This is a genomic window from Pelosinus sp. sgz500959, assembly GCF_042610375.1.
Lineage (GTDB): Bacteria > Bacillota > Negativicutes > DSM-13327 > DSM-13327 > CTSoil-075.
Genome location: NZ_JBGJZL010000001.1, coordinates 285012 through 308194, shown reverse-complemented (window position 1 = coordinate 308194; position 23183 = coordinate 285012). Strand labels below are relative to the sequence as shown.

20 protein-coding genes are annotated in these 23183 nt (G+C 38.7%); all 20 read left to right on the top strand.

Translation table 11 applies throughout. The features are described 5' to 3' along the window. The first annotated feature begins 262 nt into the window (after positions 1 to 262). Positions 263 to 1447, top strand: coding sequence for an MFS transporter (locus ACAN52_RS01280; RefSeq protein ID WP_378951025.1), 1185 nt, complete (start codon positions 263 to 265; stop codon positions 1445 to 1447). A 347-nt stretch (positions 1448 to 1794) separates the two neighbouring features. Beyond that, on the top strand, positions 1795 to 3072 hold the full coding sequence (locus ACAN52_RS01275) for a methyl-accepting chemotaxis protein (protein ID WP_378951022.1): 1278 nt from the start codon (positions 1795 to 1797) through the stop codon (positions 3070 to 3072). A 325-nt stretch (positions 3073 to 3397) separates the two neighbouring features. Beyond that, positions 3398 to 3658, top strand: a complete 261-nt coding sequence (spoIIID, locus tag ACAN52_RS01270) for a sporulation transcriptional regulator SpoIIID (protein WP_378951019.1) — start codon at positions 3398 to 3400, stop codon at positions 3656 to 3658. A gap of 124 nt (positions 3659 to 3782) precedes the next feature. Further along, complete coding sequence (locus tag ACAN52_RS01265; protein ID WP_378951016.1) at positions 3783 to 4811, top strand: rod shape-determining protein; 1029 nt, start codon at positions 3783 to 3785, stop codon at positions 4809 to 4811. 16 nt (positions 4812 to 4827) lie between these two features. After that, entirely contained in the window at positions 4828 to 5571 is a 744-nt protein-coding gene (gene flgF, locus ACAN52_RS01260; protein WP_378951013.1) for a flagellar basal-body rod protein FlgF, read from the top strand. A 138-nt stretch (positions 5572 to 5709) separates the two neighbouring features. Then, positions 5710 to 6498, top strand: a complete 789-nt coding sequence (flgG, locus tag ACAN52_RS01255) for a flagellar basal-body rod protein FlgG (RefSeq protein WP_378951010.1) — start codon at positions 5710 to 5712, stop codon at positions 6496 to 6498. Between the two features lie 57 nt (positions 6499 to 6555). Then, a complete protein-coding gene (flgA, locus tag ACAN52_RS01250) occupies positions 6556 to 7491 on the top strand; it encodes a flagellar basal body P-ring formation chaperone FlgA (RefSeq protein ID WP_378951007.1) in 936 nt (311 codons plus the stop codon). Positions 7492 to 7546: 55 nt separating this feature from the next. After that, a complete protein-coding gene (locus ACAN52_RS01245; RefSeq protein WP_378951004.1) occupies positions 7547 to 8149 on the top strand; it encodes a flagellar basal body L-ring protein FlgH in 603 nt (200 codons plus the stop codon). Positions 8150 to 8163: 14 nt separating this feature from the next. Next, positions 8164 to 9276: a flagellar basal body P-ring protein FlgI gene (locus tag ACAN52_RS01240; protein WP_378951001.1), complete on the top strand. Its 1113-nt coding sequence runs from the start codon at positions 8164 to 8166 to the stop codon at positions 9274 to 9276. A gap of 12 nt (positions 9277 to 9288) precedes the next feature. Next, positions 9289 to 9663: a rod-binding protein gene (locus ACAN52_RS01235; protein WP_378950998.1), complete on the top strand. Its 375-nt coding sequence runs from the start codon at positions 9289 to 9291 to the stop codon at positions 9661 to 9663. 49 nt (positions 9664 to 9712) lie between these two features. After that, a complete protein-coding gene (locus ACAN52_RS01230; RefSeq protein WP_378950996.1) occupies positions 9713 to 11134 on the top strand; it encodes a phosphodiester glycosidase family protein in 1422 nt (473 codons plus the stop codon). A gap of 218 nt (positions 11135 to 11352) precedes the next feature. Next, positions 11353 to 11655, top strand: coding sequence for a biotin/lipoyl-containing protein (locus ACAN52_RS01225; RefSeq protein ID WP_378950994.1), 303 nt, complete (start codon positions 11353 to 11355; stop codon positions 11653 to 11655). Positions 11656 to 11679: 24 nt separating this feature from the next. Next, positions 11680 to 13446, top strand: a complete 1767-nt coding sequence (locus tag ACAN52_RS01220; protein WP_378951792.1) for a SpoIVB peptidase S55 domain-containing protein — start codon at positions 11680 to 11682, stop codon at positions 13444 to 13446. 113 nt (positions 13447 to 13559) lie between these two features. Then, positions 13560 to 14186, top strand: a complete 627-nt coding sequence (locus ACAN52_RS01215; RefSeq protein ID WP_378950992.1) for a TetR family transcriptional regulator — start codon at positions 13560 to 13562, stop codon at positions 14184 to 14186. A 66-nt stretch (positions 14187 to 14252) separates the two neighbouring features. Next, a complete protein-coding gene (locus ACAN52_RS01210) occupies positions 14253 to 15362 on the top strand; it encodes an efflux RND transporter periplasmic adaptor subunit (protein WP_378950990.1) in 1110 nt (369 codons plus the stop codon). Further along, complete coding sequence (locus ACAN52_RS01205; RefSeq protein ID WP_378950988.1) at positions 15359 to 18418, top strand: efflux RND transporter permease subunit; 3060 nt, start codon at positions 15359 to 15361, stop codon at positions 18416 to 18418. Before ACAN52_RS01210 ends, ACAN52_RS01205 begins: the two co-directional genes overlap by 4 nt. A 218-nt stretch (positions 18419 to 18636) precedes the next feature. Further along, positions 18637 to 19410, top strand: a complete 774-nt coding sequence (locus tag ACAN52_RS01200; RefSeq protein WP_378950986.1) for an MlaE family ABC transporter permease — start codon at positions 18637 to 18639, stop codon at positions 19408 to 19410. Positions 19411 to 19536: 126 nt separating this feature from the next. Next, positions 19537 to 20301, top strand: a complete 765-nt coding sequence (locus ACAN52_RS01195; protein ID WP_378950984.1) for an ABC transporter ATP-binding protein — start codon at positions 19537 to 19539, stop codon at positions 20299 to 20301. Further along, positions 20298 to 21575, top strand: coding sequence for an MlaD family protein (locus ACAN52_RS01190; protein ID WP_378950982.1), 1278 nt, complete (start codon positions 20298 to 20300; stop codon positions 21573 to 21575). The genes ACAN52_RS01195 and ACAN52_RS01190 overlap by 4 nt, the downstream gene beginning before the upstream one ends. A gap of 132 nt (positions 21576 to 21707) precedes the next feature. Further along, positions 21708 to 22994: a TolC family protein gene (locus ACAN52_RS01185; protein ID WP_378950980.1), complete on the top strand. Its 1287-nt coding sequence runs from the start codon at positions 21708 to 21710 to the stop codon at positions 22992 to 22994. Positions 22995 to 23183: the final 189 nt, after the last annotated feature.

Here is a 23183-nt window from a genome sequence, read left to right as displayed (position 1 = left end):
GTCAGTCGATTATAATAATGAGCAGGTCAGTTCATAGTCGATTCAATCATTATGACTGACAATAGTCAAAACAAATAAATAACAAGTGCAGTTGAGTATGATTATCATTATCGCGATCAAGTAAGATTATAGCTGATCCAAAAAAGTAAGTCAATACTTTTAGTTAATATTCCATTGACTATAAAAATCGCTCATGTCGATTAAAATTCTGTAACTAATGATGTATTTAATTTTAACCTTATGAAAGTAGGATTTCTCACACATGATACAACTAAGTAAACAACATGCACCAATTCTGATCTTAATTATGACAATGTTTATTGTTCAACTTGGGGTTGGGCTCATTATTCCCATTCTACCTAATTTTATCCAAGAACTTGGAGTCAGTGGTTCTACTCTTGGTTATTTAGTATCGGCAATGGGTTTAACGCAATTTTTATTCTCGCCAATCGCAGGTGAATGGTCTGATCAGTATGGACGTAAAAAAATCATTGTTTTTGGCATTGGTATGTTTAGTATCTCTCAATATATTTTCGGTTCTGCACAGGAATTATGGATGCTTTATGTATCGAGGTTAATTGGTGGAATTGGCATTGCATTTACAACGCCAGCTATCATGGCATATATCGCAGATAGTACCACCGAAGAAAATCGGGGTAAGGGACTTGGATGGGTAGGTGCAGCCATGTCATTTGGTATTGTGATCGGACCAGGGATGGGTGGATTTCTTGCTGAATATGGCTTACGTATTCCTTTTTATGTAGCAGCGGCTACATCGGCATTAGCCATGCTGGCTGCACTAGTTATATTACCGGAAACGTTATCAAGAGAGAAACAATTGGAAGGCAGACATTCGCAAAAGAAAAAAGAACATATTTTTGCGCAAATTATCTTATCTTTTAAATCTCCCTACTTGTATCTATTAATGCTTATTTTTATTTTGACTTTTGGACTCGTGAGCGTTGAAGTAGTTTTTGGTTTATATGCAAATGTAAAATATGGATTTACGCCCAAAGATATCGCTATCCTCTTTACAGTTGGTGCGCTAATGGGTGTTGTCATTCAAGCACTCTTGATTGATTGGCTGTTGCGAAAATTTGGGGAGAAACCAGTCATTACGATAAGCCTTTTCTTATCAGCAGGATCTTTGGCACTCATGTTACTTTCAGGATCCTTTTGGTATGTATTAATTGTGACAACTCTCTTCATCTCTTTTACATCTATTTTGCGTCCAGCTCTCAATACGCTGTTATCAAAAATGGCAGGGAAAGAACAAGGTTTTGTCGCCGGTATGAATAATGCTTATACGAGTCTTGGTATTATTATCGGTCCATCCATCGCAGGTATTCTTTTTGATATTCATATTGATTTACCTTACTTATTCGGAGTATTGCTCATTCTGATGAGTTTAGCTATACAACTATGGGGGAATAAAAGTAAAAAATAAAGGTTGCATTCAAAAAGTATATAGACAGTAAGGAAAGAGGGAATTACTCTATTTTTATCTTAAAATTCATGTTATGATTTATTTACGTAATCAGAAAGTAGGACACTTTCTCGATTACAAGTAAGGGCAACTAAGACTTCGGTCTGCGCTGGGGCTTGACCGAAGTCAAGTTTTCTTTACGTAATCAGAAAGTATAGCACTTTCTCGATTACAAGTAAGAACGACTAAGTCTTCTGCCTGCGTCTAAGGACTTGGCACAAGGCAAGTCTTTTCTTATCAGATATTGTTAGATTTGCTAATTAATTGTGGTGTTTTACAAATTGGAAGATAAAATAGGAGGTTGCATAATGTTTGGAAAAAACAAAAAATTCGCACAACCTAAACCTGGTATCTATTCAGCCCATGAACCCGTAGCAAAAGCATTCCTAAAAATTGATAACCAGTCGTTAGGATACTTAAGCGAACTTTGTCCAGTAATTGAGGCTAATTTGGATAATATCACTAATGATTTTTATGCTCGGCTGACGGAGGTACCAGAAGTCGATTCATTTATTCGCCACCATTCTTCTATTGAAAGATTGAAACAAACGTTACGTAGTTTTTTAAAAACCTTGTGTATAACGACGATTGATGAAAAATATTTGGCAGATAAAATACGGATTGGTGAAGTACATAATCGAATTAAGTTACCAGCCGAGTGGTTTATTTTGGCTGTCGGTGCTTTGAAAGATACATTTTCGCCCTATATTATTGAGGCATATGGTTCAGATTTGCATCATATGACAGAAATTTTTCGTGCCTTTAATAAGGTTATGCAACTCATAGAGGCTGAGGTCAACCAAGCTTTTATTGATGCTTATGCGAAAGAAGTGGATAAAAAAGATGAGTTAGAAACGATGATCGGTGAGCAGTCTGCATTGGTGCTAAAAGTGCAGGAAGCTAGCCAGATGCTAGCGGCGACTGCAGAAGAGACTTCTGCTTCAGCGTCTCAAATGGCTCAGTCAGCTCTAAAAATTGAAAAAGCATCGACTCTTGCCAAAGGAGAAGCCAATTCTGCAAGAATTACAGCGATGGATGGAGAAAAATCCACTCAGAATACATTGAAGCAAGTTTCTGCTATGATAGGAGCTAACAAGGAGGCCCAGTCCAAAGTTAATTCTCTTGAAACGACTTCTGGTTCAGTTGTGCATATTGTTCAGACAATCAATGAAATTGCCAATCAGACGAATCTTTTGGCTCTTAACGCTGCCATTGAAGCAGCAAGGGCTGGTGAGGCAGGTCGTGGTTTTGCCGTGGTAGCTGATGAAGTTCGTAAACTCGCAGAGCAAAGCCGAATGGCGACCAATGAAATTTCTCAACTCATTGGTGCTAATACAGCTTCGACTAAAGAGGTTGTAAGCAGTATGACTGAGCAAGCTACAGTGATGAGTAGTGTAAGCCAGGCTGTGGAGGAGACCTCTTCACAAATGACACAAATCGTAAAAGCAATCACTGTTAATTTTGAACAAGTTGAAAATATTGCTGTTGCTGTTACCAGCCTGGCTGCTACTTCTCAGGAGATCGAGAAAGCATCAGATGAAGTGGCGCGAGCTGCGACCGATCTAACAGCTATGGTAGAACGGTAAATACTATTGAAAGATAATAGCAATATATTAGGTTAGGATTGTCTGAAGTGTAGATCTATAAAGAAGGACGCATAAAGATACATAGAAAATTTTCATTTATAATGTTGGTCTGCTAGGAATGGGATGTAAGGCATTATCCCATTCTTAGCAGACCAACATTTATATTTAAAGCTGAGCAAGTTCTAAGTTCTAAACCAATCAAAAGTGTCAATGAATAGAGAAGATTAAAAGTTAAAATCTAGCTACTTAAAGGGCACTCGAGTGCTTTTTTTTACTTTGTCCGCATATATATGTTAGGAAAGTAAGGGTAGGGGGCACAGAGTATATGAAAGATTACATTCGTAAACGAGTATTAGACATTTGCCAACATATTTTAGATAGCAAACATACAGTACGACAAGCAGCCAGTGTTTTTGGTGTTAGTAAAAGTACAGTCCATAAAGATATGATCGAGCGATTGCCTTTAATCAATAAAAAATTAGCCAATATGGTAAGAGTCGTATTAGAGCAGAATAAAGCTGAGCGTCATATTCGCGGTGGAGAGGCGACACGCAAAAAATATAAAGATGTAAAGGAACAAAATTAAATAGAGGATTTTATGAAATGATGTAGAAGAAATGGAACTATATATGTGTTTCTTTGTGATTTTGTCGTTTAAATGCAATAATGCATATTGATAAATATATAGTAGATACGAGAGGGGATTATACATGTTTGGAATGTCAATGGACATTGGAGTCGATTTGGGAACAGCTAACGTATTAGTATACATAAAAGGTCAAGGTATTGTACTGCGTGAGCCGTCAGTCGTGGCGATTGACCGCGATACCAATAAAGTGTTAGCAATTGGTGAAGAAGCTCGCGCAATGATCGGGCGTACACCTGGTAATATTGTTGCGATTCGTCCTTTACGTGACGGAGTGATTGCTGACTATGATACAACTGAAAGTATGTTGCGTCATTTTATTTTGAAAGTGGCTGGTAAGAGTGTTTTCTTTAAGCCACGGATCATGGTATGCATACCTTCTGGTGTAACAACTGTAGAGAAAAGAGCTGTACTCGAAGCAGCTATGCAAGCTGGTGCAAAGAAAACTTATTTAATTGAAGAACCTTTGGCAGCAGCTCTTGGTGCTGGCTTAGATATTTCTGAGCCATTTGGTTCCATGGTCGTTGATATTGGTGGTGGTACTACTGATGTAGCAGTACTTAGCTTAGGCGGTATTGTTGTGAGTGAATCACTAAAAATTGGCGGAGATAAATTCGATGAAGCCTTAGTACGTTATGTTAAAAAAGAATACAATGTGATTATTGGTGAACGGACAGCAGAAACAATTAAAGTCAACATTGGTACAGCATTAGAAGCGGGGCGCAATGAAAGCATGGAAATTCGTGGCCGTGATTTGTTGTCTGGTTTGCCAAAATCCTTGAGGATTACGTCGAGTGAGACTTTTGATGCGTTGAGTGAATCCGTTTCTTTGATTATACAACGAGTAAAATCAGTATTGGAAACGACTCCGCCTGAATTATCATCAGATATTATGGACAGAGGGATTGTCATGACTGGTGGTGGTGCCATGCTCCATGGATTGGACAAGCTGATTCAATTGGAAACAGGTATTCCAACCTATTTGGCTGAAGATCCTCTATCTTGTGTAGCCCTAGGTACAGGTAAAGCATTAGACTCATTAGGAACGATTGAAGATAGTTTAACAACTCTAAAACGAGGCACCTTAGCCTAATTAAAGGGGTGAGTTTATGATTCGTGGTCTTTATACAGGGGCATCAGGAATGTTGGCGGAATCCATGCGTACAGATGTTATTTCTAATAATTTAGCGAATGCTAATACGGCTGGATTTAAAAAAGATGTTGCTGTGATGAAAGATTTTGCTAGTATGCTGATTACACGTATTAATGATGGCGCAGAGGCGCCAGTCATTGGTAGTCTTGGTGTAGGGGCTGAAGTAGATGAAGTCGCGACGATCCATTCTATGGGACCTGTGAGAACAACTGGAAATGATTTTGATCTAGCAATTGAGGGGAAAGGATTTTTTGCCGTAGAAACTCCTCGAGGTATTCGTTATACCCGAAATGGTACCTTTGCAAAAAATGCAAGAAATCAACTTGTTACCCAAGATGGTGATCGTGTACTTGGTGAAAATGGTCCGATCACGATAACCGGTGGCAAGATGGCAGTTGATAATGAAGGCCGCATATCAGTTGATAACCAGCTTGTGGGGAAACTTCAAATTTTAGAATTTGATAATGAAAAGCAATTAACAAAAGAAGGGGCGAGCTTATACTCTGCAACACCAACGCAACAAGGAAAAGCAAGCGCAAGTGGTGTCCGTCAAGGATTCTTAGAAATGTCTAATGTAAATGTAATCAGTGAGATGGTTAATTTGATTTCCAATTATCGAGCTTATGAAGTGAATGGTAAAGTCGTACAATCAAATGATCAATTATTAGATAAGGCTGTGAATGAAGTCGGAAAATTATAATCCTTCATTTTCCACTTATTTTAGTCACCTGTTATTACGATAAGTATAGATAAGCATGATAATCTTGAAATTTTTAGTGACAATCGATGATTGTATAACGACGGTTTTAATTTATACATATAGGGGGAAAAGTTTATTATGATGAGATCATTATGGACAGCTGCATCTGGAATGGTTGCTCAGCAGGCTAATATTGACGTTATTTCCAATAATATGGCGAATGCCAATACAACAGGTTATAAAAAAAGTCGTACTGATTTTCAGGATTTGATGTATCAGAATATGCGTCAAGCGGGCGCAGCGACTGGCGGTGACAATCAAATACCAACAGGCATACAAATTGGAAGTGGTGTACGCCAAGTAGCGACACAAAAGATTTATACAGAGGGAAGTTTTCAATCAACAGGTAATACCTTAGATATGGCGATTGAAAATGATGGATTTTTTCAAATTAGCATGCCAGATGGTACTTTTTCTTATACCCGAGATGGTGCATTTAAAAAAGATTCACAGGGGCGAATTGTGACCTCGGAAGGCTACCCTTTAGAACCTGCTATTACCATTCCAGCAACTGCAACAGATCTGACAATCTCTGCTAGTGGTTTGGTGACGGCAACCATTCCAGGACAGACTGAACCACAAGAATTAGGTCAATTGCAAATTGCTCGTTTTGTAAATCCATCTGGTCTTGATAATATGGGACGCAATTTATTAAAAGAGACAGCGGCATCAGGTGCGGCCGTTGTTACCAACCCAGGTACAGATGGTGCAGGGACCATTCAACAAAAATATCTTGAAATGTCTAATGTTCAAGTTGTTGAAGAAATGGTGAATATGATCGTGGCGCAACGAGCTTATGAAATCAATTCAAAAGCCATTACGACATCAGATACAATGTTAGAAACGGCTGCTAATTTGAAACGTTAGATGAAAGCGATGTTGAATCGAGTCTGTTTACTCTTTTTTTTACAATTAGGCTTACTTATGGGGTATGCATTTGCTGAAGGGATCACTATGACCATACCGGCTGAGGTAAAGGTTAATGGACCCCTCATGACCCTTGCAGAAATTGCTGATATTAAAGGGGATGACGGTGAACGGATGAACCGTCTGGGACAACTCAAAATAGGGAGTGCGCCATCGCCTGGTAGTCATATGGTTTTAACGCGAGAACTTCTAGAAATGCGTTTAGCGGCGACAGGTTTTGATGTAAGCCATATTACCTATAATATTCCTGAAACGGTTACAATCACAACAAATTTTCAGACCATCCATGGACAAGTTGTTATTGATAAAGGGATAAAGACTATAAGGGAACAGATTGGACCGAGCATTAGCAATGATGATGTAAGTATACGTTCAATTGGCAATGTACAGGATATTATAGCCCCTGTCGGTGATTGTGTACTCATAAGTTCCTTGCCTTATGGTATTCGGTATAATACTCCCACGAGCGTACGAATGGCTGTGAACGTGAATGGACAGATTTTTACTGCAATGAGTCTGCGATTTGATGTAAGTTTATATCGACAAGTGGCAGTAGTCGCTAGCCAGGTAAGGCAAGGTGAAATTCTTACCAGTGAAAAATTACGTTATGAACGAATGGATACAGGTCGTTTAGCAAAAGGATATTTGACAGATATAAGCAAAGTCATAGGATTGGAAACGCGACGACCGTTAACACCAGGCATGGTTTTGACTGATCTAATGGTCAATAAACCCATATTGATTAAACGTGGCAGTCTGGTTACGATCATTGCTCGGATGAATGGTATGGAAATCGCTGTTGCTGGGAAGGCTATGCAAGACGGTTATGAAGGTCAACTCATTCGGATACAAAATGTCAATTCTAATAAGTTTATTTCAGCGAAAGTTTTGGACGAAGGTACCGTGCAGGTATTAACTTATAGTAGTAAGTAAGGCTGATTGAAAGCCATTTTCAAACAAACTTTATCCGAAAGTGAAGGTGTCAAAGATGTCTAACCTAACAAAAGTTTTTTTATGTATGGTGTTAGGTTTCCTATATTTAGTAGTGCCAGGCATTCCTTCTGCCTCAGCCATGTCTTTATGGAGTGATGCAGGAGGGGCAACGATCAATATGTATAGTGATCGTAAAGCTCATGCTGTGGGAGACACTATTACAGTCATTATTAATGAAACGTCAACAGCGAATCGTGTTGGCAAAGCTGCTAATACTAAAACCTCTAAAACTGACATGAGCGCGGGTACAGGAATTTTTCATGGAATTGCAAGTGCTAGTTCTGCCAATACGGATTCATTTAGTGCCAATGGTTCAATTAACAACACCAATACTGTGACTGCACGAATGACGGCACAAGTCATTGAAGTCAAAGAAAATGGCAGTTTAATGATCTCTGGGACTCAAAGTATTAAGCAAAATGGTGAAGAACAAAAGATAACAGTTTCAGGCATTGTACGTGCCGAAGATATTACAACGGACAATACTGTCTTATCCTCTTCCATCGGTGATGCTAAAATTAAAGTTGATGGTAGCGGTCCAATTGCCAACAAACAGCGCCAAGGAATTTTGGGCCAGCTATTTAACTTTTTGTTTTAAAATGGAGGCATATCATGCGTAAATTATCAATGATCTTTGCCATTGTTTTCTGTCTTATAACGATCATGTCAACTGTGTTTGCGGCATCTAGTTCGGTGACGCGGATTAAAGATGTGGCAAAAGTACAGGGCGTACGATCTAATCAATTGGTAGGATATGGATTAGTGATGGGGCTTAATGGTACTGGAGATTCTAATAAAACCTTTCAAACTATGCAATCTTTGGCCAGTATGCTCAAGACTTTTGGCGTGACAGTGAGTGCAGCTCAAATGCAGGCCAAAAATGTCGCCGCTGTTATGGTGACTGCAGAGCTTCCTGCATTTGTTAAACCTGGTGATAAAATCGATATGACGATTTCATCCATGGGTGATGCTAAAAGTCTACAAGGAGGAGTGCTATTACAAACACCTCTTCGTGCAGGTAATGGACAAGTGTATGCTGTAGGACAAGGTCCTGTTTCGACAGGTGGTTTTTCCGCAGGTGGCGGTGGTAGCAGTCAGTCGAAAAATTTTCCTACTGTGGGCATGACGACCAATGGAGCAATTGTAGAACGTGATGTACCTGTCCAACTTGTGAATAATGGTTCCATTACATTATCATTAAATCAACCTGATTTTACGACGGCTAATCGTGTGAGTGCAGCGATCGATAATCAGTTTGGGAGTATATCTCTTGCTCGTGATCCTGGGACGATTGTAGTGACTGTACCGACTCAGTATAACGGTAACTTAGTAGCATTTATCGCTGCTCTTGAAGAATTGTATATAAATCCTGATCAGATTGCTAAAATTGTGATTAATGAACGTACAGGGACGATTGTAATGGGATCTAATGTGTCTATTGATGAAGTGGCGGTTGCTCAAGGGGGACTTAGCGTCCGTATTTCAAATACTCAAAATGTATCTCAGCCACCTCCCCTATCAGGTGGAGTCACAACTCCTACTAATAATACAACTGTTGATGTAAAAGAAGATAAGGCAAATGTTATGGTATTACCTGCGACGGCAAATGTAGGCGATGTAGTCAATGCTCTCAATGCGATTGGTGCTACGCCAAGGGATATTATTTCTATACTGCAAGCAATGAAAGCCGCTGGTGCATTGCATGCTGATTTACAGATCATTTAAGGTGGTGTACGAATGCAGATACCAAAAGTTGATTCAGTGAGTATGATCAATACTATAAATTCAATACAGACCAAAGATACAGGTAACTTTGCTGAACACTTAGCAAGTGCTACTGAAAAAGCTGAGCAGTCTAAAGATGATGCGAAATTGAAAGCAACATGTAAGGACATGGAAGCAATGTTTCTCAATATGATGATGACAGACATGCGTAAAACTGTGCAAAAATCAAAATTGGTAGATACTTCCACGGAAGATATGATGACTTCAATGCTCGACACTGAAATGACTAAAAATATGGCGAGTGCTGGTGGTATGGGACTGGCTGACATGCTTTATCGTCAGCTTCGTATTGATGCCAGCGCCGTAAAAAAGCCCCAGGCACTTTAAGTGCCTGGATTTTTTTCTTGATTTAACTAGAAAAACAGGAGGATTTTGTATGTTTCAAAGATGTAGACGTATTAGTGTAATCATGGTTTTAATTATTTTAATCGCACAAGTAGGATGGGCAGCAGCGGCTAAGAGCCCTCAACCTATTTTGCAAAAAATAAGGTATAGTCAGACGCCTCAAATTCTAAGAATTGTTTTTGATGTAACAACTTTACCCAACTTTACAACGAATTTGACGGAAAACCCAGATCAATTGATTGTTAATTTTGATGATGCTGCCAGTCAAATTAGTGTACCAGACATGATATTTAATGATCCCGTTGTTAGTAGTTTGCAACTGTCAACAGTTGATCCAGGTAAGCAACGGGCAATCATAAATTTAAAAAAATCCGTTTCTTATAAAGTATTTACTCTGGCGAACCCCAATCGGGTCGTCATTGACATCAACAAAGGTCTTGATCAAAAAATCGAAGAACCTATTGTACCTGGAGTAAAGCATATCTCCCTCATTCGTGATACAGCAGCCGGAGCGATTAGTGCTCATATTGTTGATTTTACTCTTGGTGGAGATTATATCATAAAACCTGTATTATCCAATGACGCAATTTCTGGCTTGGAAAGACTTCAGTCTATGGCGGAGCGAAATAAAGCGATCGTAGCGGTCAATGCTTCATACTTTGGGCTAAATGGTGAAATTATAGGATTGTTGAAAATGGATGGTGAAATTGTAAGTACATCAGATGTAGTACGCACTGCTTTTGGTGTGTTATCTGATGGTAAAGTGATTATGGATTCAGTTGATTCTAGTGGCAGTATCACTTTACCCGATGGGCGAATTGTGGCGATTACGGGTGTTAATCATGAACGAGGACAAGACGATTTAATTTTATACAATAACTATTATGATAGTATGACAGGAACCAATCAATTTGGTAGTGATTATATTATCAATAATGGAAAAATAATAGGGATTGCTCATGGGAATGCTGCCATTCCTCCTGGCGGAGTTGTCTTATCTGCCCATGGTGCTATGGAAAAAGCCTTACTTGATCTAAAAGTGGGCGATACTGTAAAAATAACGCAAACCATGGGTGAGACATGGGATAAAACAAAGTATGTTATTGGTGCAGGACCGAGGCTTGTAAAAAATGGGAGTGTATTCTTGACGAGTAAAGTAGAAGAATTCCCTAGTGATATCACAACGGGGCGTGCACCACGGACAGCAGTTGGTCTTACTAAAGATAAACACGTGATTCTCGTTACTGTCGATGGTCGTCAACAGTCCAGTATTGGCATGACCTTGCTCGAATTAGCACTTTTCATGCAAGAGTGGGGTGCTGTTGATGCCATGAATTTAGATGGTGGCGGTTCTAGTGAAATGGTTATAAATGGAATGGTTCTTAATAAACCATCGGATGGACGCGAACGTTTAGTCGGAGATGCTCTAGTCATCGTTCCTAAAGATCAATAAGTAATTACGGCATCTTTGAAAAAATAACGAGTCATTTTCGAGTTTATTTTGCCCGATGCTCATAATTAAAACCCTTGCATAGCTTATTATGCGCGGGTTTTAATTATTTGACTGGTGCAAAATATTTTGAAAATCTTGGACTATTTATTTTCTTTCAGATACCTAATGCTTTATAGAAGGCAATGCTGTATAATTAAATTATAAAGGAGGTGTTTTTTATGTTTAGTAAAAAACTTGTCATAATTGCAACAGTGGTGTTAGTGCTTATCGCCAGTAGCTTGATGGTAACAGCGAATGCTGCAGTTGATCAAATAGGGGTCCTATCCGGAAAAGTAATCTATTTACTAGCACCAGGTACTGCTGTGCGAGAAGGTGATATTTTAGTCAAGGTGGATACACTGACAGGTCCAGTGACAGCAGCCAGAGCGACAACAAATGGAGTGGTTGCAGAAGTATTAGTCAAATCAGGTGATTCAATTAAAATTGGTGATGTCGTTGCACGGATTCGAGAAAGTAAATAGGAAAGGGTGATCTGTTTGAAAAAAATGTTCAGGCAGTGTCGTCTGGCACTGCTTGTTTTTTTATTAGTATTACCAGTGTCTCTAGGCCAGGCAGCAACAGAATTTATGCCTGTAGATGAGATTAAACCAGGAATGCAAGGAATTGGTAAAACTGTAGTCTCGGGAACCAAGCTAGAAGAATTTGGCGTAGAAATTTTAGGGATCATGGAAAACAAAGGGGCTACTGGTGATTTGATTCTAGTACGAACTTATGGTGATGTGATTGATCGTACAGGAGGGATTGCTCAAGGTATGAGTGGCAGCCCAGTGTATATCAATAACAAATTAATAGGTGCCGTTGCTTATGGCTGGGCATTAACGGATCATAAGATTGGTATGGTAACGCCTATTGGGGATATGCTAAAATTGTGGGATATGCCTGATCGTTATAATTCAAGTACAGTAGAAAAGACACCAGTTCCTGGTTTTGAAGAACTGGCGACACCCATCATGGTCTCTGGCTTTAGTGAACATGCATTAACGATGTTACAGGATAAATTAAAACCACTTAACTTAGCACCTTATGGGGTAGGAGAATCTCCATCAACGATAAAATTTGATCCCCTCGAACCTGGTAGTGCGGTTGGTGTAGAATTAGTTCGTGGTGATGTAAGTGTAGGAGCATTAGGAACTGTAACATATATAGAAGGGGATAAAGTGTTAGCCTTTGGACACCCTTTTCTTAAAAAAGGAAATGTAGGTTATTTTATGACCAATGCCTATATTTTTACAACAATAAATGGATTGGAAAATTCATTTAAGGTGGGGACAGTTGGAGAGGCCGTTGGCATCATTAATCAAGATCGTGGATCGGGAATTGCTGGCAAAGTAGATCAATATCCAGCTGTTGTTCCCATCTCGATGGAAGTCGAAGACAAAGGAACTGGGAAAAAACAGGAAGCTGCTGTGCAGGTGGTACAGGACGAACAGCTATTTCCTGCCCTATCAGCGACCACTTTATTTAACGTGATTGACAAAACCATAGACCGTACGGGCTCAGGTACAGCCAAGGTGAGTTTTGAAATTTCAGCGCGCAATATGCCAGGCGAGGTCATTAAACGCGATAATATGTTTTATAGTCCAGCCAATATTGGTGAAGCTGCAGTTGCAGAGTTTTTTGACGCAATGAGTATGCTTGCTAGTAATCAGTATAACCCTGTTGACATTATGGACGTTAAGGTGAATGTAAGTGTTGATGATGAACGACGGACGGCTGATATTGTGGAAGCTCATACCAAAAATATTACGGCAAAACCAGGAGAAACGATTGATATCTCTGTCAATTTAAAACCATTTCGTGGCGAGACTATTACCCGTGTAGTTCCTTTTAAGATTCCTGTGGATCAACCTGAAGGCTCTCTTACTTTAGAAGTAAGAGGCGGGGGTATGGTACCCGTTCTACAATTACTAGCCAAAAATCAAGTGATTGATGAAGAATTAATTACGTTAAATAAATCTAAAGACAAAAACAAAAAGTTTGCAGATGTTGTTTCAGATTTTCTTGCTCGTGATCGGAATAATGATATTGTCGTTGAAATATTCGATATGGATATCGCTGATATCATTGGTGATGCAACGAAACAGCCCAAAAAACATACGAATGAAAACAAAAAACAAGACAACAATGCTGATAAAAAAAGTGATACAAGTGTAAAGAAAGATACAAAAGTAAAACGTAAGAACAGTCTTGCTACGGACTATCTTATTAGTGGGGATACACAAATCGTGATCAACGTAGAAAAAAATAAATAACTAAGAAATAATTAAGACTTGGCATAAGCCAAGTCTTAATTATTTGTAGACAAATTTATAAAAGTTCAATATAATTAAATAAACGTTTAAAATATTGTAAAGGAGGAATATACTTGAAAAAAGAAAAATCTCAAGACAAATCAACGATGGATCGAATTATTGATGCTGCTATTCCCTTGTTTGCGATGAAAGGTTATGCGGCTGTATCCGTTAAAGAATTAGCCCAAGCCGCTGATGTAAATGTCGCTTTAATTTCTTACTATTTTGGCGGAAAAGAAAATTTATATGTGAGTATACTAAAAGATCAATTCGCTAGTATCTCAGAACTCATTGATATTCTTCGTAAGGAAGATGTTTCTTCTAGTGATAAAATCCGTCATTTTGGTGCAATGTCAGTGAAAATCCATAAACAATGCCCATATACAAGTTATCTAGTCTATGGAGAAATTATTAATCCTACCGTGTCCTTTGATAACATTGTAAAAAAAGAAATCTTTGAATTACATCACTTTCTTAGTGAGTGCATCTCTCAAGCTGTTGCCATAGGAGAATTTCGTTCTGATTTAGAGCCGACCTATGCAGCGTTTACTTTGACAAGTATCATACATTTTTATTTTTTTACTCAGCACTTATCTAAAGGGACTTTACCATCTCGAGCTGACCAGGCTGAGTATTATATTGCTCAAGCCATCGAAACCTACCTACATGGAGTTTTAGCACCACGGGATCTTTTAAAATAAGAAATGCCAGGTGCTTATTTTTTTATTTTATATTAAATAAACGTTTAATTAAAAAGGAGTGGAAAAATGAAAAATTTACCCAAGAAAAAAATATACGCTGGTATCGTCGCAGGTTTAGTATTGGTAAGTCTTATCGGTGGAGTCATGTGGAAAGGGCAAGCTCAGACAAAAGTGACTACAGAGGAAATTCTAGCCGTGCGTACGGCTGTTGTCAGTATGGCAGGAGCAGGACAGAACTTTACCTATTCAGGGGATGTACATGGCAGATATGAGAGTCAATTAGCATTTCAAGTCGGTGGCAAAATTATCAAGAGGAATGTGCAATTAGGTAGTACTGTAAATTCAGGGGATATATTAATGCAAATCGATCCGAAAGATGTTCGCCAAACGGTAAATAATAATTTGGCTCAAGTTGATTCAGCAGCATCTGGACTGCGATTAGCAGAGAGTAATCTGAATCGTTATCGTCAGTTATATGAAGGAAATGCAGTGAGCCGCTCTACCTTAGATCAGTATGAAAATGCCTATGAGGTAGCTAAATCCAATGTACGTCAGGCATCAGCTCAATATACTCAAGGCGCTAATCAATTGGATTATAGCCTGTTATATGCGGACAAAGGAGGTATTGTTTCAAGTATTACGGCAGAAGCAGGGCAAGTGGTTTCAGCAGGACAATCTGTGATTACGATCGTGCAAGATGGAGAGCGAGAAGTTGAGATTAATGTTCCTGAAAATCGTATTGACGAATTACGCAAAGTTAAAGAGCTCAAAGTTACTTTTTGGGCGTTACCTACTGTGAGTGTAGATGCTGTCATTAGAGAAATTGCCCCTATGGCAGATGCTATATCTCGGACTTATAAAGTACGCGTGAGTTTGCTGAAGCCGCCTCAAGAAGTAAAACTCGGAATGACGTCTACGGTAATGGTAGCCAATATGGGAGAGCAGAAAACGGCAGCTTATATTCCCCTTGCCGCGATTTATCAACCGAGCAATACTCCTGGAGTTTGGGTTATTAACGATGAGACTGTGACGCTTCGTTCTATCAAAATTGGTACTTTTGTTGATGGAAAAGTTCAAGTTCTGGAAGGACTTCAAAATGGCGATGTGATTGTGACAGCTGGAGTACATAAGTTAAGAGAAGGACAAAAAGTACGTATTATTGGTGATACTTTATGAAAAATTTGAATCTTACTGAATGGTCTCTAAATCATAAGCAATTTATCTATTTCTTTATTATATTATTTTTTATTATGGGGGTTGTCTCCTATAATAAACTAGGGCGTATGGAAGATCCTGACTTTACGATCAAACAGATGATTGTCCAGGTTAGTTGGCCAGGAGCTACTGCTCGGCAAATGGAAGAACAGGTCACGGATAAAATCGAAAAAAAACTGCAAGATTTACCTGGACTTGACTATGTAAAAAGTTATTCTACTCCGGGGCAAACAATTACTTACGTAGTTTTAAAAGACACTGTTCTCAAGAAAGATGTTCGGTCAACATGGATGGAAGCTCGCAATATGATTAATGATATGAAGAGCACTCTCCCTGAAGGTGCTTTGCCTCCCAATTTTGATGATCGGTTTGATGAGGTATATGGGGTAGTGTACACACTTACAGGTGATGGATACACTTATGAGGAGATGCGAGAAAAGGCAGAAAAAATTCGTCGCCTACTCCTCGATGTTCCTAGTGTAAAAAAGGTTAAACTTCTTGGAGTGCAAACGGAAAAGATATATATTGAGGTTGAAAATAGCAAACTGTCTAAACTGGGCATTGATCCAAATACGATTATTTCTACTCTGCAAGCACAAAATGCGATGACCGCTTCGGGAATGTTTGAGACTGCTTCTGACAATGTTTATTTACGCGTCACAGGCATGTTTGAAGATGTAGAGGATATTCGTAGTGTACCGATTAAGGGTAATGGTAATACTGTTCGTTTGGGAGATATAGCTAAAGTAAGCCGTGGTTATACTGAACCTACTGATCCTAAAATGTTTTATAATGGACAGCCTGCTATAGGAATTTCCTTGGCAATGGAACCAGGGGGAAATATACTGACCCTTGGCGAAAATTTGGAGACTACCATTGAACAAGTTAAAAAAGAATTGCCAGTAGGATTAGAACTCAATCAAACTGTCAATCAGCCGAAGGTTGTAGAAACATCGATTGATGAATTCGTAGAATCCTTAGGAGAAGCTGTTGTTATTGTATTGATTGTAAGCTTTCTTAGTCTAGGGATGCGTTCAGGTGTCATCGTGGCTCTTTGTATCCCTTTAGTCATTGCAGCTGTGTTTACCTTCATGAATTTTATGGGGATTGATCTGCATAAAATATCCCTGGGTGCTCTCATTATTGCTTTGGGACTTTTAGTTGATGATGCCATCATTACGATTGAGATGATGGCCGTAAAAATGGAACAAGGCTGGACACGATTTAATGCTGCTTGCTATGCTTATACCGCAACAGCCTATCCTCGTTTGACGGGCGCCTTAGTAACTTGTGCAGGATTTATTCCTATTGGTTTTGCAAAGGGAACTGCTGCTGAGTATTGTGGTAGCATTTTTACCGTAGTGGTGATCGCATTACTCCTATCTTGGATTACTGCTGGAACAGTTACGCCTTTATTAGGGTATCTATTTATAAAAGTAGAGTCGGCTGGCGCTAAAGGTGAAGAACATGACGTATACGATACTAAATTTTATCGACTATTTAAAGGTGTTCTAATTTGGTGCTTAACTCATAAGAAACAAGTGTTACTCGGAACAATGGCATGTTTTGTTTCTGCTGTTTTATCAATGGGTTTAGTAAAACAGGAATTTTTTCCTGCATCGACTCGGCCTGAGCTCATTGTGCAAATGAAATTGCCCGAAGGAGCTTCCTTAAAAGCGACAGAAGAAGTCGCAAAAACCTTTGCAAAACGTATAGAAAATGATCCTGATATTGATTACTTCACTTATCATATCGGTGAAGGAGCTCCGCGCTTTGTTTTAAGTTTTGAACCGACTTTTAATAAACCAAATTTTACTGAGTTTATTATTGTTGCTAAAGATGCAAAGGTTCGTGATGGGTTACAAAAAAAAATCTCTCAGCTCTTAAATGAAGAATTTAGCAGCGTAAGAGGGCATACGAAAGTGATTCCTAATGGTCCTTCGGCAGAATATCCGATTATGTTACGCGTTCGAGGATATGATCCTGCAAAAGTTAAACAAATTGCTCAAAAAGTACAAGATTCCTTAGTTGCACATCCAGGTGCAAAAAATGTAAATATGAACTGGGATGAAAAGAGTAAAGTCATACATTTTGAGGTTGATCAGAATAAGGCAAGGATGCTAGGAGTTGATACTGCCTCATTAGCATCGTCTCTACAAGGCCAATTAACTGGTGCAACGATCGCAGATTTTCGCGTACAAGATAGAACGATCAGCATGTTATTTCGAGGTGCCCCGCAAGATCGAAATGACATTTCACGCATGAAAGATTTAAATATTCATATTGGTAATGGAAAATACATTCCCGTAGATCAAATTGCAAAAATAAGTTATGATGCAGAAGAGGGGCTTTTGTGGCGGCGAGGCTTGAAGTCTATGGTTATTATCCAAGCTGAAACAAATCCTGAATTTATGGGCAATGATGTTACACAACAAGTATATGAAAGTCTTAAAGAGTTACGTGGAAATTTACCTTTTGGCTATACAATTGAATTAGATGGATCACTAGAAGATAGTATAAAAGCTGGTAAATTTATGTCTGAACCCATACCTCTGATGGTGGGAGCCATTATGATTTTGCTAATGATTCAGCTGCAAAATATAGCCAAAATGGTATTGACGTTATTAACGGCACCCCTTGGCATTATTGGTGTAGTTGTGGGGCTTTTAGTAACGGGCAATCCAATCGGTTTTGTCGTTCAATTAGGAATTTTAGCTTTATCTGGGATTATTATGCGTAATTCTGTAATTTTGATAGACCAAATTGAACAACTCGTTTCAAATGGACAATCAATATGGAATGCAGTGATTGATGCGACAATCATTCGTTGTCGTCCTATCTTATTAACGGCGGCAGCGGCAATCTTGGCAATGATTCCTCTGTTTTCAAGCATATTCTGGGGACCCATGGCAGTAGCTATTGCTGCTGGTTTATTTGGTGCAACGATTTTGACACTATTAGTATTACCAACGATGTATGTAGCTTGGTATAAAGTCGATCGTCAAGAAAACAGTTAATAAAGTCTCTAAAAGGCACTAAAGAGTGCGCTCTTATTATTTGTAATAGAGAGCATCTTTAGTGTCCTTTAGCTTTATTTTATTCAATTCTCAACAAAAACTGTGAAAAAACGCAGGGGATTCAATTTTTATATTGAATATATTCATAAAGTACTTAATGTGTAATATAAATTCTTATAAAGTGGTGTAATATTGTTTGAAAATGTGAGGGATTAACTATGCTTGTACATATGTTAGAAAGTATCGGACGGCAGGTCGTTGTTTCTGTAGAAAGTACAGGGCGCATTGTCATACTTTTTACCCAGACCCTGTCTTATTTGCGCCAACAACCAAAAATGCGGCATATATTGCAACAAATGGTTCATTTAGGCGTAGATTCATTGCCGATTGTTTTACTCACTATTTTATTTACGGGTATGGTTATTACCTTGCAAACGGCAAATGAATTTATTAAATATGGAGCTCAATCTTCTGTTGGTGGCATTGTAGCCATTGCTATGTTCCGAGAATTATCACCCGTTTTGACGGGTGTGGTCGTTGCAGGGCGGGTAGGAGCAGCCATTGCTGCTGAAATTGGGTCAATGAAAGTCACAGAACAAATTGATGCATTGAGGGTCATGGCAGTTGATCCTATTCGATATTTGGTTGTACCAAGATTTTTAGCTTGCATCATGATGGTTCCCATATTAGTTATTTTTGCGGATGTGATTGGTATTTTGGGAGGATATTTGGTCGCCACCTTATATTCTGGAATTGGTTCATTTACTTATTTTAATTCCATCAAGATTTTTGCTGTGATTCATGATACCATTGGCGGATTAGTCAAAGCCATGTTTTTTGGTGGCACCATTGCTATTATTGGTTGTTATAAGGGGTTGACAGCAGAGCAAGGTGCTGAAGGTGTAGGGCGTGCCACCACAGCATCTGTTGTGAGTTCTATTATTATAATCTTTGTGAGTAACTATTTTTTATCCATGATACTCTATCGCTAGAAATAGATAGCATGAATAAAAAAATATTGATCATATTGCTTTGTTGAAAATAAAGATATAAGAGATCTTTAACGATTACTATTTATAATATGTGATCAATCATTGTAGGGCAAAGGTGGTGAGTGAATGATCAAATTAACCAATATTAATATGGAGTTTAATGGGAAACAAATCTTGCATGATATAAATCTTGAGGTCGCCAAAGGGGAGACCATGGTCATTATTGGACCAAGCGGTTCAGGGAAAAGTACAATCTTACGCTTGATTATCGGACTGCTTAAACCAACCATAGGTAACATTATGATCAAAGAACAAGAAATATCTTGTCTTTCTGAAGATCAGCTCAATAAGGTTCGGCTAGATATGGGAATGGTATTTCAGTACTCTGCCTTATTTGATTCCATGACAGTGGGAGAAAATGTGGCATTTGGTCTACGGGAACATACCGCCATGTCAGAAAAAGAAATAAGTAAAATTGTATCTCGGAACCTACGTATGGTAGGACTTACAGATCAGCAAGATCGAATGCCTAATGAATTATCAGGTGGTATGAAAAAAAGGGTGAGTTTAGCAAGGGCAATTGCGATGAAACCCGAAATTATGCTTTATGATGAACCAACAGCAGGTCTTGATCCCATTATGTCAGGGACCATTGATCGTCTGATCATGAATACGAAACGAATGCTTGGTGTGACGTCAGTTGTAGTGACCCATCATATGTCCAGTGCTTTTACCGTTGCAGATCGCATTGCGATGATTCATAATGGCAGTATTATTGAGGTGGGCACTGTAGAGGAAATTAAGCAATCGGAAAATCCATTGGTTCAACAATTTATTCATGGTTTGAAAACACCTGGCGCATATGTACGAAGGAGGTCGAATTTAGTATGAAGTTGAGTACAGAGGCCAAAGTTGGTTCGATGAGTGTAATTGCATTCTTATTATTGGCCTATATGATTGTGCATTTAGGCAATTTTACCTTTGGTGATAAAGGATACCAAGTACAAGCTGTATTTGGTCAAGTCAACGGTTTGAAACAAGGTAATATTTTACGCTATGCGGGTGTGGATGTAGGGCAGGTGAAATCTGTCGAAGTACTACCTGAAGGCGTTAAAGTAACTTTTGTGATTCGCCCAGGGGTTAAGATCCCAGAAGGATCAATCTTTCGGATTGGATCGGATGGGCTTGTAGGAGAAAAACATATTAATATTTCTCCACCCAACCAAAGTAATGGTTTCTTGGGTCCTAATGCTATTGTAAGAGGGGAAGACATTGTCGGTCTTGATCAGCTCATTGCCTCATCAGATCGAGTGCTGGCAGAGGTCCATGATCTAGTTAAATCATTAAATGAAATACTTGGTGATGACAAAGTAAAAGCGGCCATGAAAGAAACGATTTTAAATGCCAAAGAACTTACTAATAATCTCAATGCCATGAGTGCATCTTTGGCACGTATGGCGCAAAATAACGAGGGTGATGTTCATACGATGATTAACAATCTGAGCATCATGTCTGGAAGTTTGCGGGACGTAGCAGGACGTGTGGATGTCATGATGGCTGGAGTAGATAACGATGGACAGACGGTTCGTGATTTGCGCGAAACCATCCAGAATATTAGAAGTACTAGCCAACGTATCGAGAAAATGGCGGCTGCTTTAGATGGAGTGGTCACAGATCCTGAAACGGTCACCAATATTAAGGAAACACTCAGAAATGCTCGTTCAGTGAGTGAAAAAGCCAATAAGATGCTGACGAAAGTTGACTCCATTAGTGTCAAGGGGGGATTTGAAGTATTACATGATAATAACACAGGTAAATATCGTAGTAATGCCGATCTTAGAATTAATACTTCGCCACAAGATTTTGCTGTCATTGGTGTGACAGGTATTGGTGATGGAAGTAAAGGAAACTTTCAAATTGGTAAAGGGAGCGAAGAATTTGCTGGTCGAGTCGGAGTGATTGAAAGTAAAGTTGGTATGGGCGTTGATACCCAGCTCGGCAAACAACTCAAACTATCCCTTGATGTATATGATCCTAATGATGTCCGAGTGAAATTACGGACTCAATATCAACTAGCGCCAGATACCTTTCTCGTTGGACAAACAGATAATTTAAACAAATCATCTGAAAAAAATACGTATATTGGCGTTCGTCAAACTTTTTAGAAATAACAGAATCCTGTAGTCAAGAAGGTAGTGGCTGGTTTTTATTGACACTTATTATATTTAGACCTATAATAGAAAGATATTGACTAGATAGTCAAATGCGGGTTTTCAAAATAGAGGGGGATTTTAAAAATGATAAAACAAACTCATTGGAAAAAGCGATTAGCGGTAGCGCTAACCAGTGGATTTCTAGTGTTAAATGCAGCAGTTGTGCTGGCTGCACCTATAGAGTTATCTCTAGATGATAGCATTGCAATGGCACTGCAAAATAATCCAACGATTAAGATGGCAGACGCCGATCGGGAAAAAGCGCAGTGGGCCATCAGCGAAGCAAAAGGCGCAAAGAAGCTTACTGTCAATCTAACTCATGCTGATAAACGGGCTAAAACATACTCATATAGTGCATCTGCTAATAGTTTTAGCAACCAAATTGCATTGAACCTGCCACTCTATACAGGAGGTAAAATTGAAGCTGGTATTGAACAAGCTGAACTCAATTATAAAATTAGTGATCTTGATGTTCAGCAATCACGGCAACAAATTAAACTAAATGCGACCAACGGATATTATACGATTTTACAAAGTATTAATGCACTCAAAGTGAGTCAAGAATCTGTTGATATGATGAACGCGCATTTGAAAAATGTTCAAGCACAGTATGGGGTCGGTGTTGTTGCAAAATCCGATGTACTTCGTTCGGAAGTTGAACTTGCTAATTATCAACAAACATTGATTGTAGCGCAGAACAATTATGATTTAGCAGTTTCAAAATTTAATAATGTACTTGGTTTACCCCTAGAAACCGAAGTAAGAGTTAAAGATGAACTTCAACATGTAAAATATCAATTATCTCTGAATGACAGTATTACATATGCTATGTCTCATCGTCCTGAAAATATCCAAGCTGATTATGCTGTTGAAATCGCTAAGAAGTCGGTTAAAATCGCGCAAAGTGGAAAATTACCAACAGTAGCTGCAAGTGCTGCAACAGGTTGGAGTGATACAACTTTTCCAGGTACTGATAATAATACATGGTCAATTGGCTTATCGGCTACTTGGACCGCTTTTGACTCAGGTGTGACAGATTCTAAAATTAAACAATCTGATTTGGCAGTAACGAAAGCGTTGCAACAAGCGCAACAAACTAAAGATAGCATTCAATTGGAGGTTCGCCAAGCTTATTTGAATATAAATGAAGCTGACAAACGAATTAATACGACTCAAGTTGCAGTCGACAAGGCCGAAGAAGATTTCAAAATTTCAGGAGTTCGCTATAGTGCTGGTGTGGGAACAAATATTGATGTAATTGACGCTCAAGTTGCCTTGACACAAGCTAAAAATAATTATATCCAAGCCTTGTATGATTATAATACAAGCAAAGCTAACTTAGATAAAGCAATGGGAATTGCTGTTAATTAAAGAACTAGCTATAATCGACAAAAAGCCGGGGGATACCCCGGCTTTTCTAAAATTAGGAAATGAATCACTTTTCTGAATAAAAGTCTTTATTTGCCAGATGATATAATATAATTTGAAAAAAATAACACAGGAACTCAGTCGATACATGTAGAAGTAAGATCCTGATAGAGTACGTCTTTGGATAGTACA

What these genes read in the sequence shown, in the direction of transcription:
- ACAN52_RS01280 (WP_378951025.1), top strand. Translation starts at nt 263, where the DNA reads ATGATACAACTAAGTAAACAACATGCACCAATTCTGATCTTAATTATG.
- ACAN52_RS01275 (WP_378951022.1), top strand. Translation starts at nt 1,795, where the DNA reads ATGTTTGGAAAAAACAAAAAATTCGCACAACCTAAACCTGGTATCTAT.
- spoIIID (WP_378951019.1), top strand. Translation starts at nt 3,398, where the DNA reads ATGAAAGATTACATTCGTAAACGAGTATTAGACATTTGCCAACATATT.
- ACAN52_RS01265 (WP_378951016.1), top strand. Translation starts at nt 3,783, where the DNA reads ATGTTTGGAATGTCAATGGACATTGGAGTCGATTTGGGAACAGCTAAC.
- flgF (WP_378951013.1), top strand. Translation starts at nt 4,828, where the DNA reads ATGATTCGTGGTCTTTATACAGGGGCATCAGGAATGTTGGCGGAATCC.
- flgG (WP_378951010.1), top strand. Translation starts at nt 5,710, where the DNA reads ATGATGAGATCATTATGGACAGCTGCATCTGGAATGGTTGCTCAGCAG.
- flgA (WP_378951007.1), top strand. Translation starts at nt 6,556, where the DNA reads ATGGGGTATGCATTTGCTGAAGGGATCACTATGACCATACCGGCTGAG.
- ACAN52_RS01245 (WP_378951004.1), top strand. Translation starts at nt 7,547, where the DNA reads ATGTCTAACCTAACAAAAGTTTTTTTATGTATGGTGTTAGGTTTCCTA.
- ACAN52_RS01240 (WP_378951001.1), top strand. Translation starts at nt 8,164, where the DNA reads ATGCGTAAATTATCAATGATCTTTGCCATTGTTTTCTGTCTTATAACG.
- ACAN52_RS01235 (WP_378950998.1), top strand. Translation starts at nt 9,289, where the DNA reads ATGCAGATACCAAAAGTTGATTCAGTGAGTATGATCAATACTATAAAT.
- ACAN52_RS01230 (WP_378950996.1), top strand. Translation starts at nt 9,713, where the DNA reads ATGTTTCAAAGATGTAGACGTATTAGTGTAATCATGGTTTTAATTATT.
- ACAN52_RS01225 (WP_378950994.1), top strand. Translation starts at nt 11,353, where the DNA reads ATGTTTAGTAAAAAACTTGTCATAATTGCAACAGTGGTGTTAGTGCTT.
- ACAN52_RS01220 (WP_378951792.1), top strand. Translation starts at nt 11,680, where the DNA reads ATGTTCAGGCAGTGTCGTCTGGCACTGCTTGTTTTTTTATTAGTATTA.
- ACAN52_RS01210 (WP_378950990.1), top strand. Translation starts at nt 14,253, where the DNA reads ATGAAAAATTTACCCAAGAAAAAAATATACGCTGGTATCGTCGCAGGT.
- ACAN52_RS01205 (WP_378950988.1), top strand. Translation starts at nt 15,359, where the DNA reads ATGAAAAATTTGAATCTTACTGAATGGTCTCTAAATCATAAGCAATTT.
- ACAN52_RS01200 (WP_378950986.1), top strand. Translation starts at nt 18,637, where the DNA reads ATGCTTGTACATATGTTAGAAAGTATCGGACGGCAGGTCGTTGTTTCT.
- ACAN52_RS01195 (WP_378950984.1), top strand. Translation starts at nt 19,537, where the DNA reads ATGATCAAATTAACCAATATTAATATGGAGTTTAATGGGAAACAAATC.
- ACAN52_RS01190 (WP_378950982.1), top strand. Translation starts at nt 20,298, where the DNA reads ATGAAGTTGAGTACAGAGGCCAAAGTTGGTTCGATGAGTGTAATTGCA.
- ACAN52_RS01185 (WP_378950980.1), top strand. Translation starts at nt 21,708, where the DNA reads ATGATAAAACAAACTCATTGGAAAAAGCGATTAGCGGTAGCGCTAACC.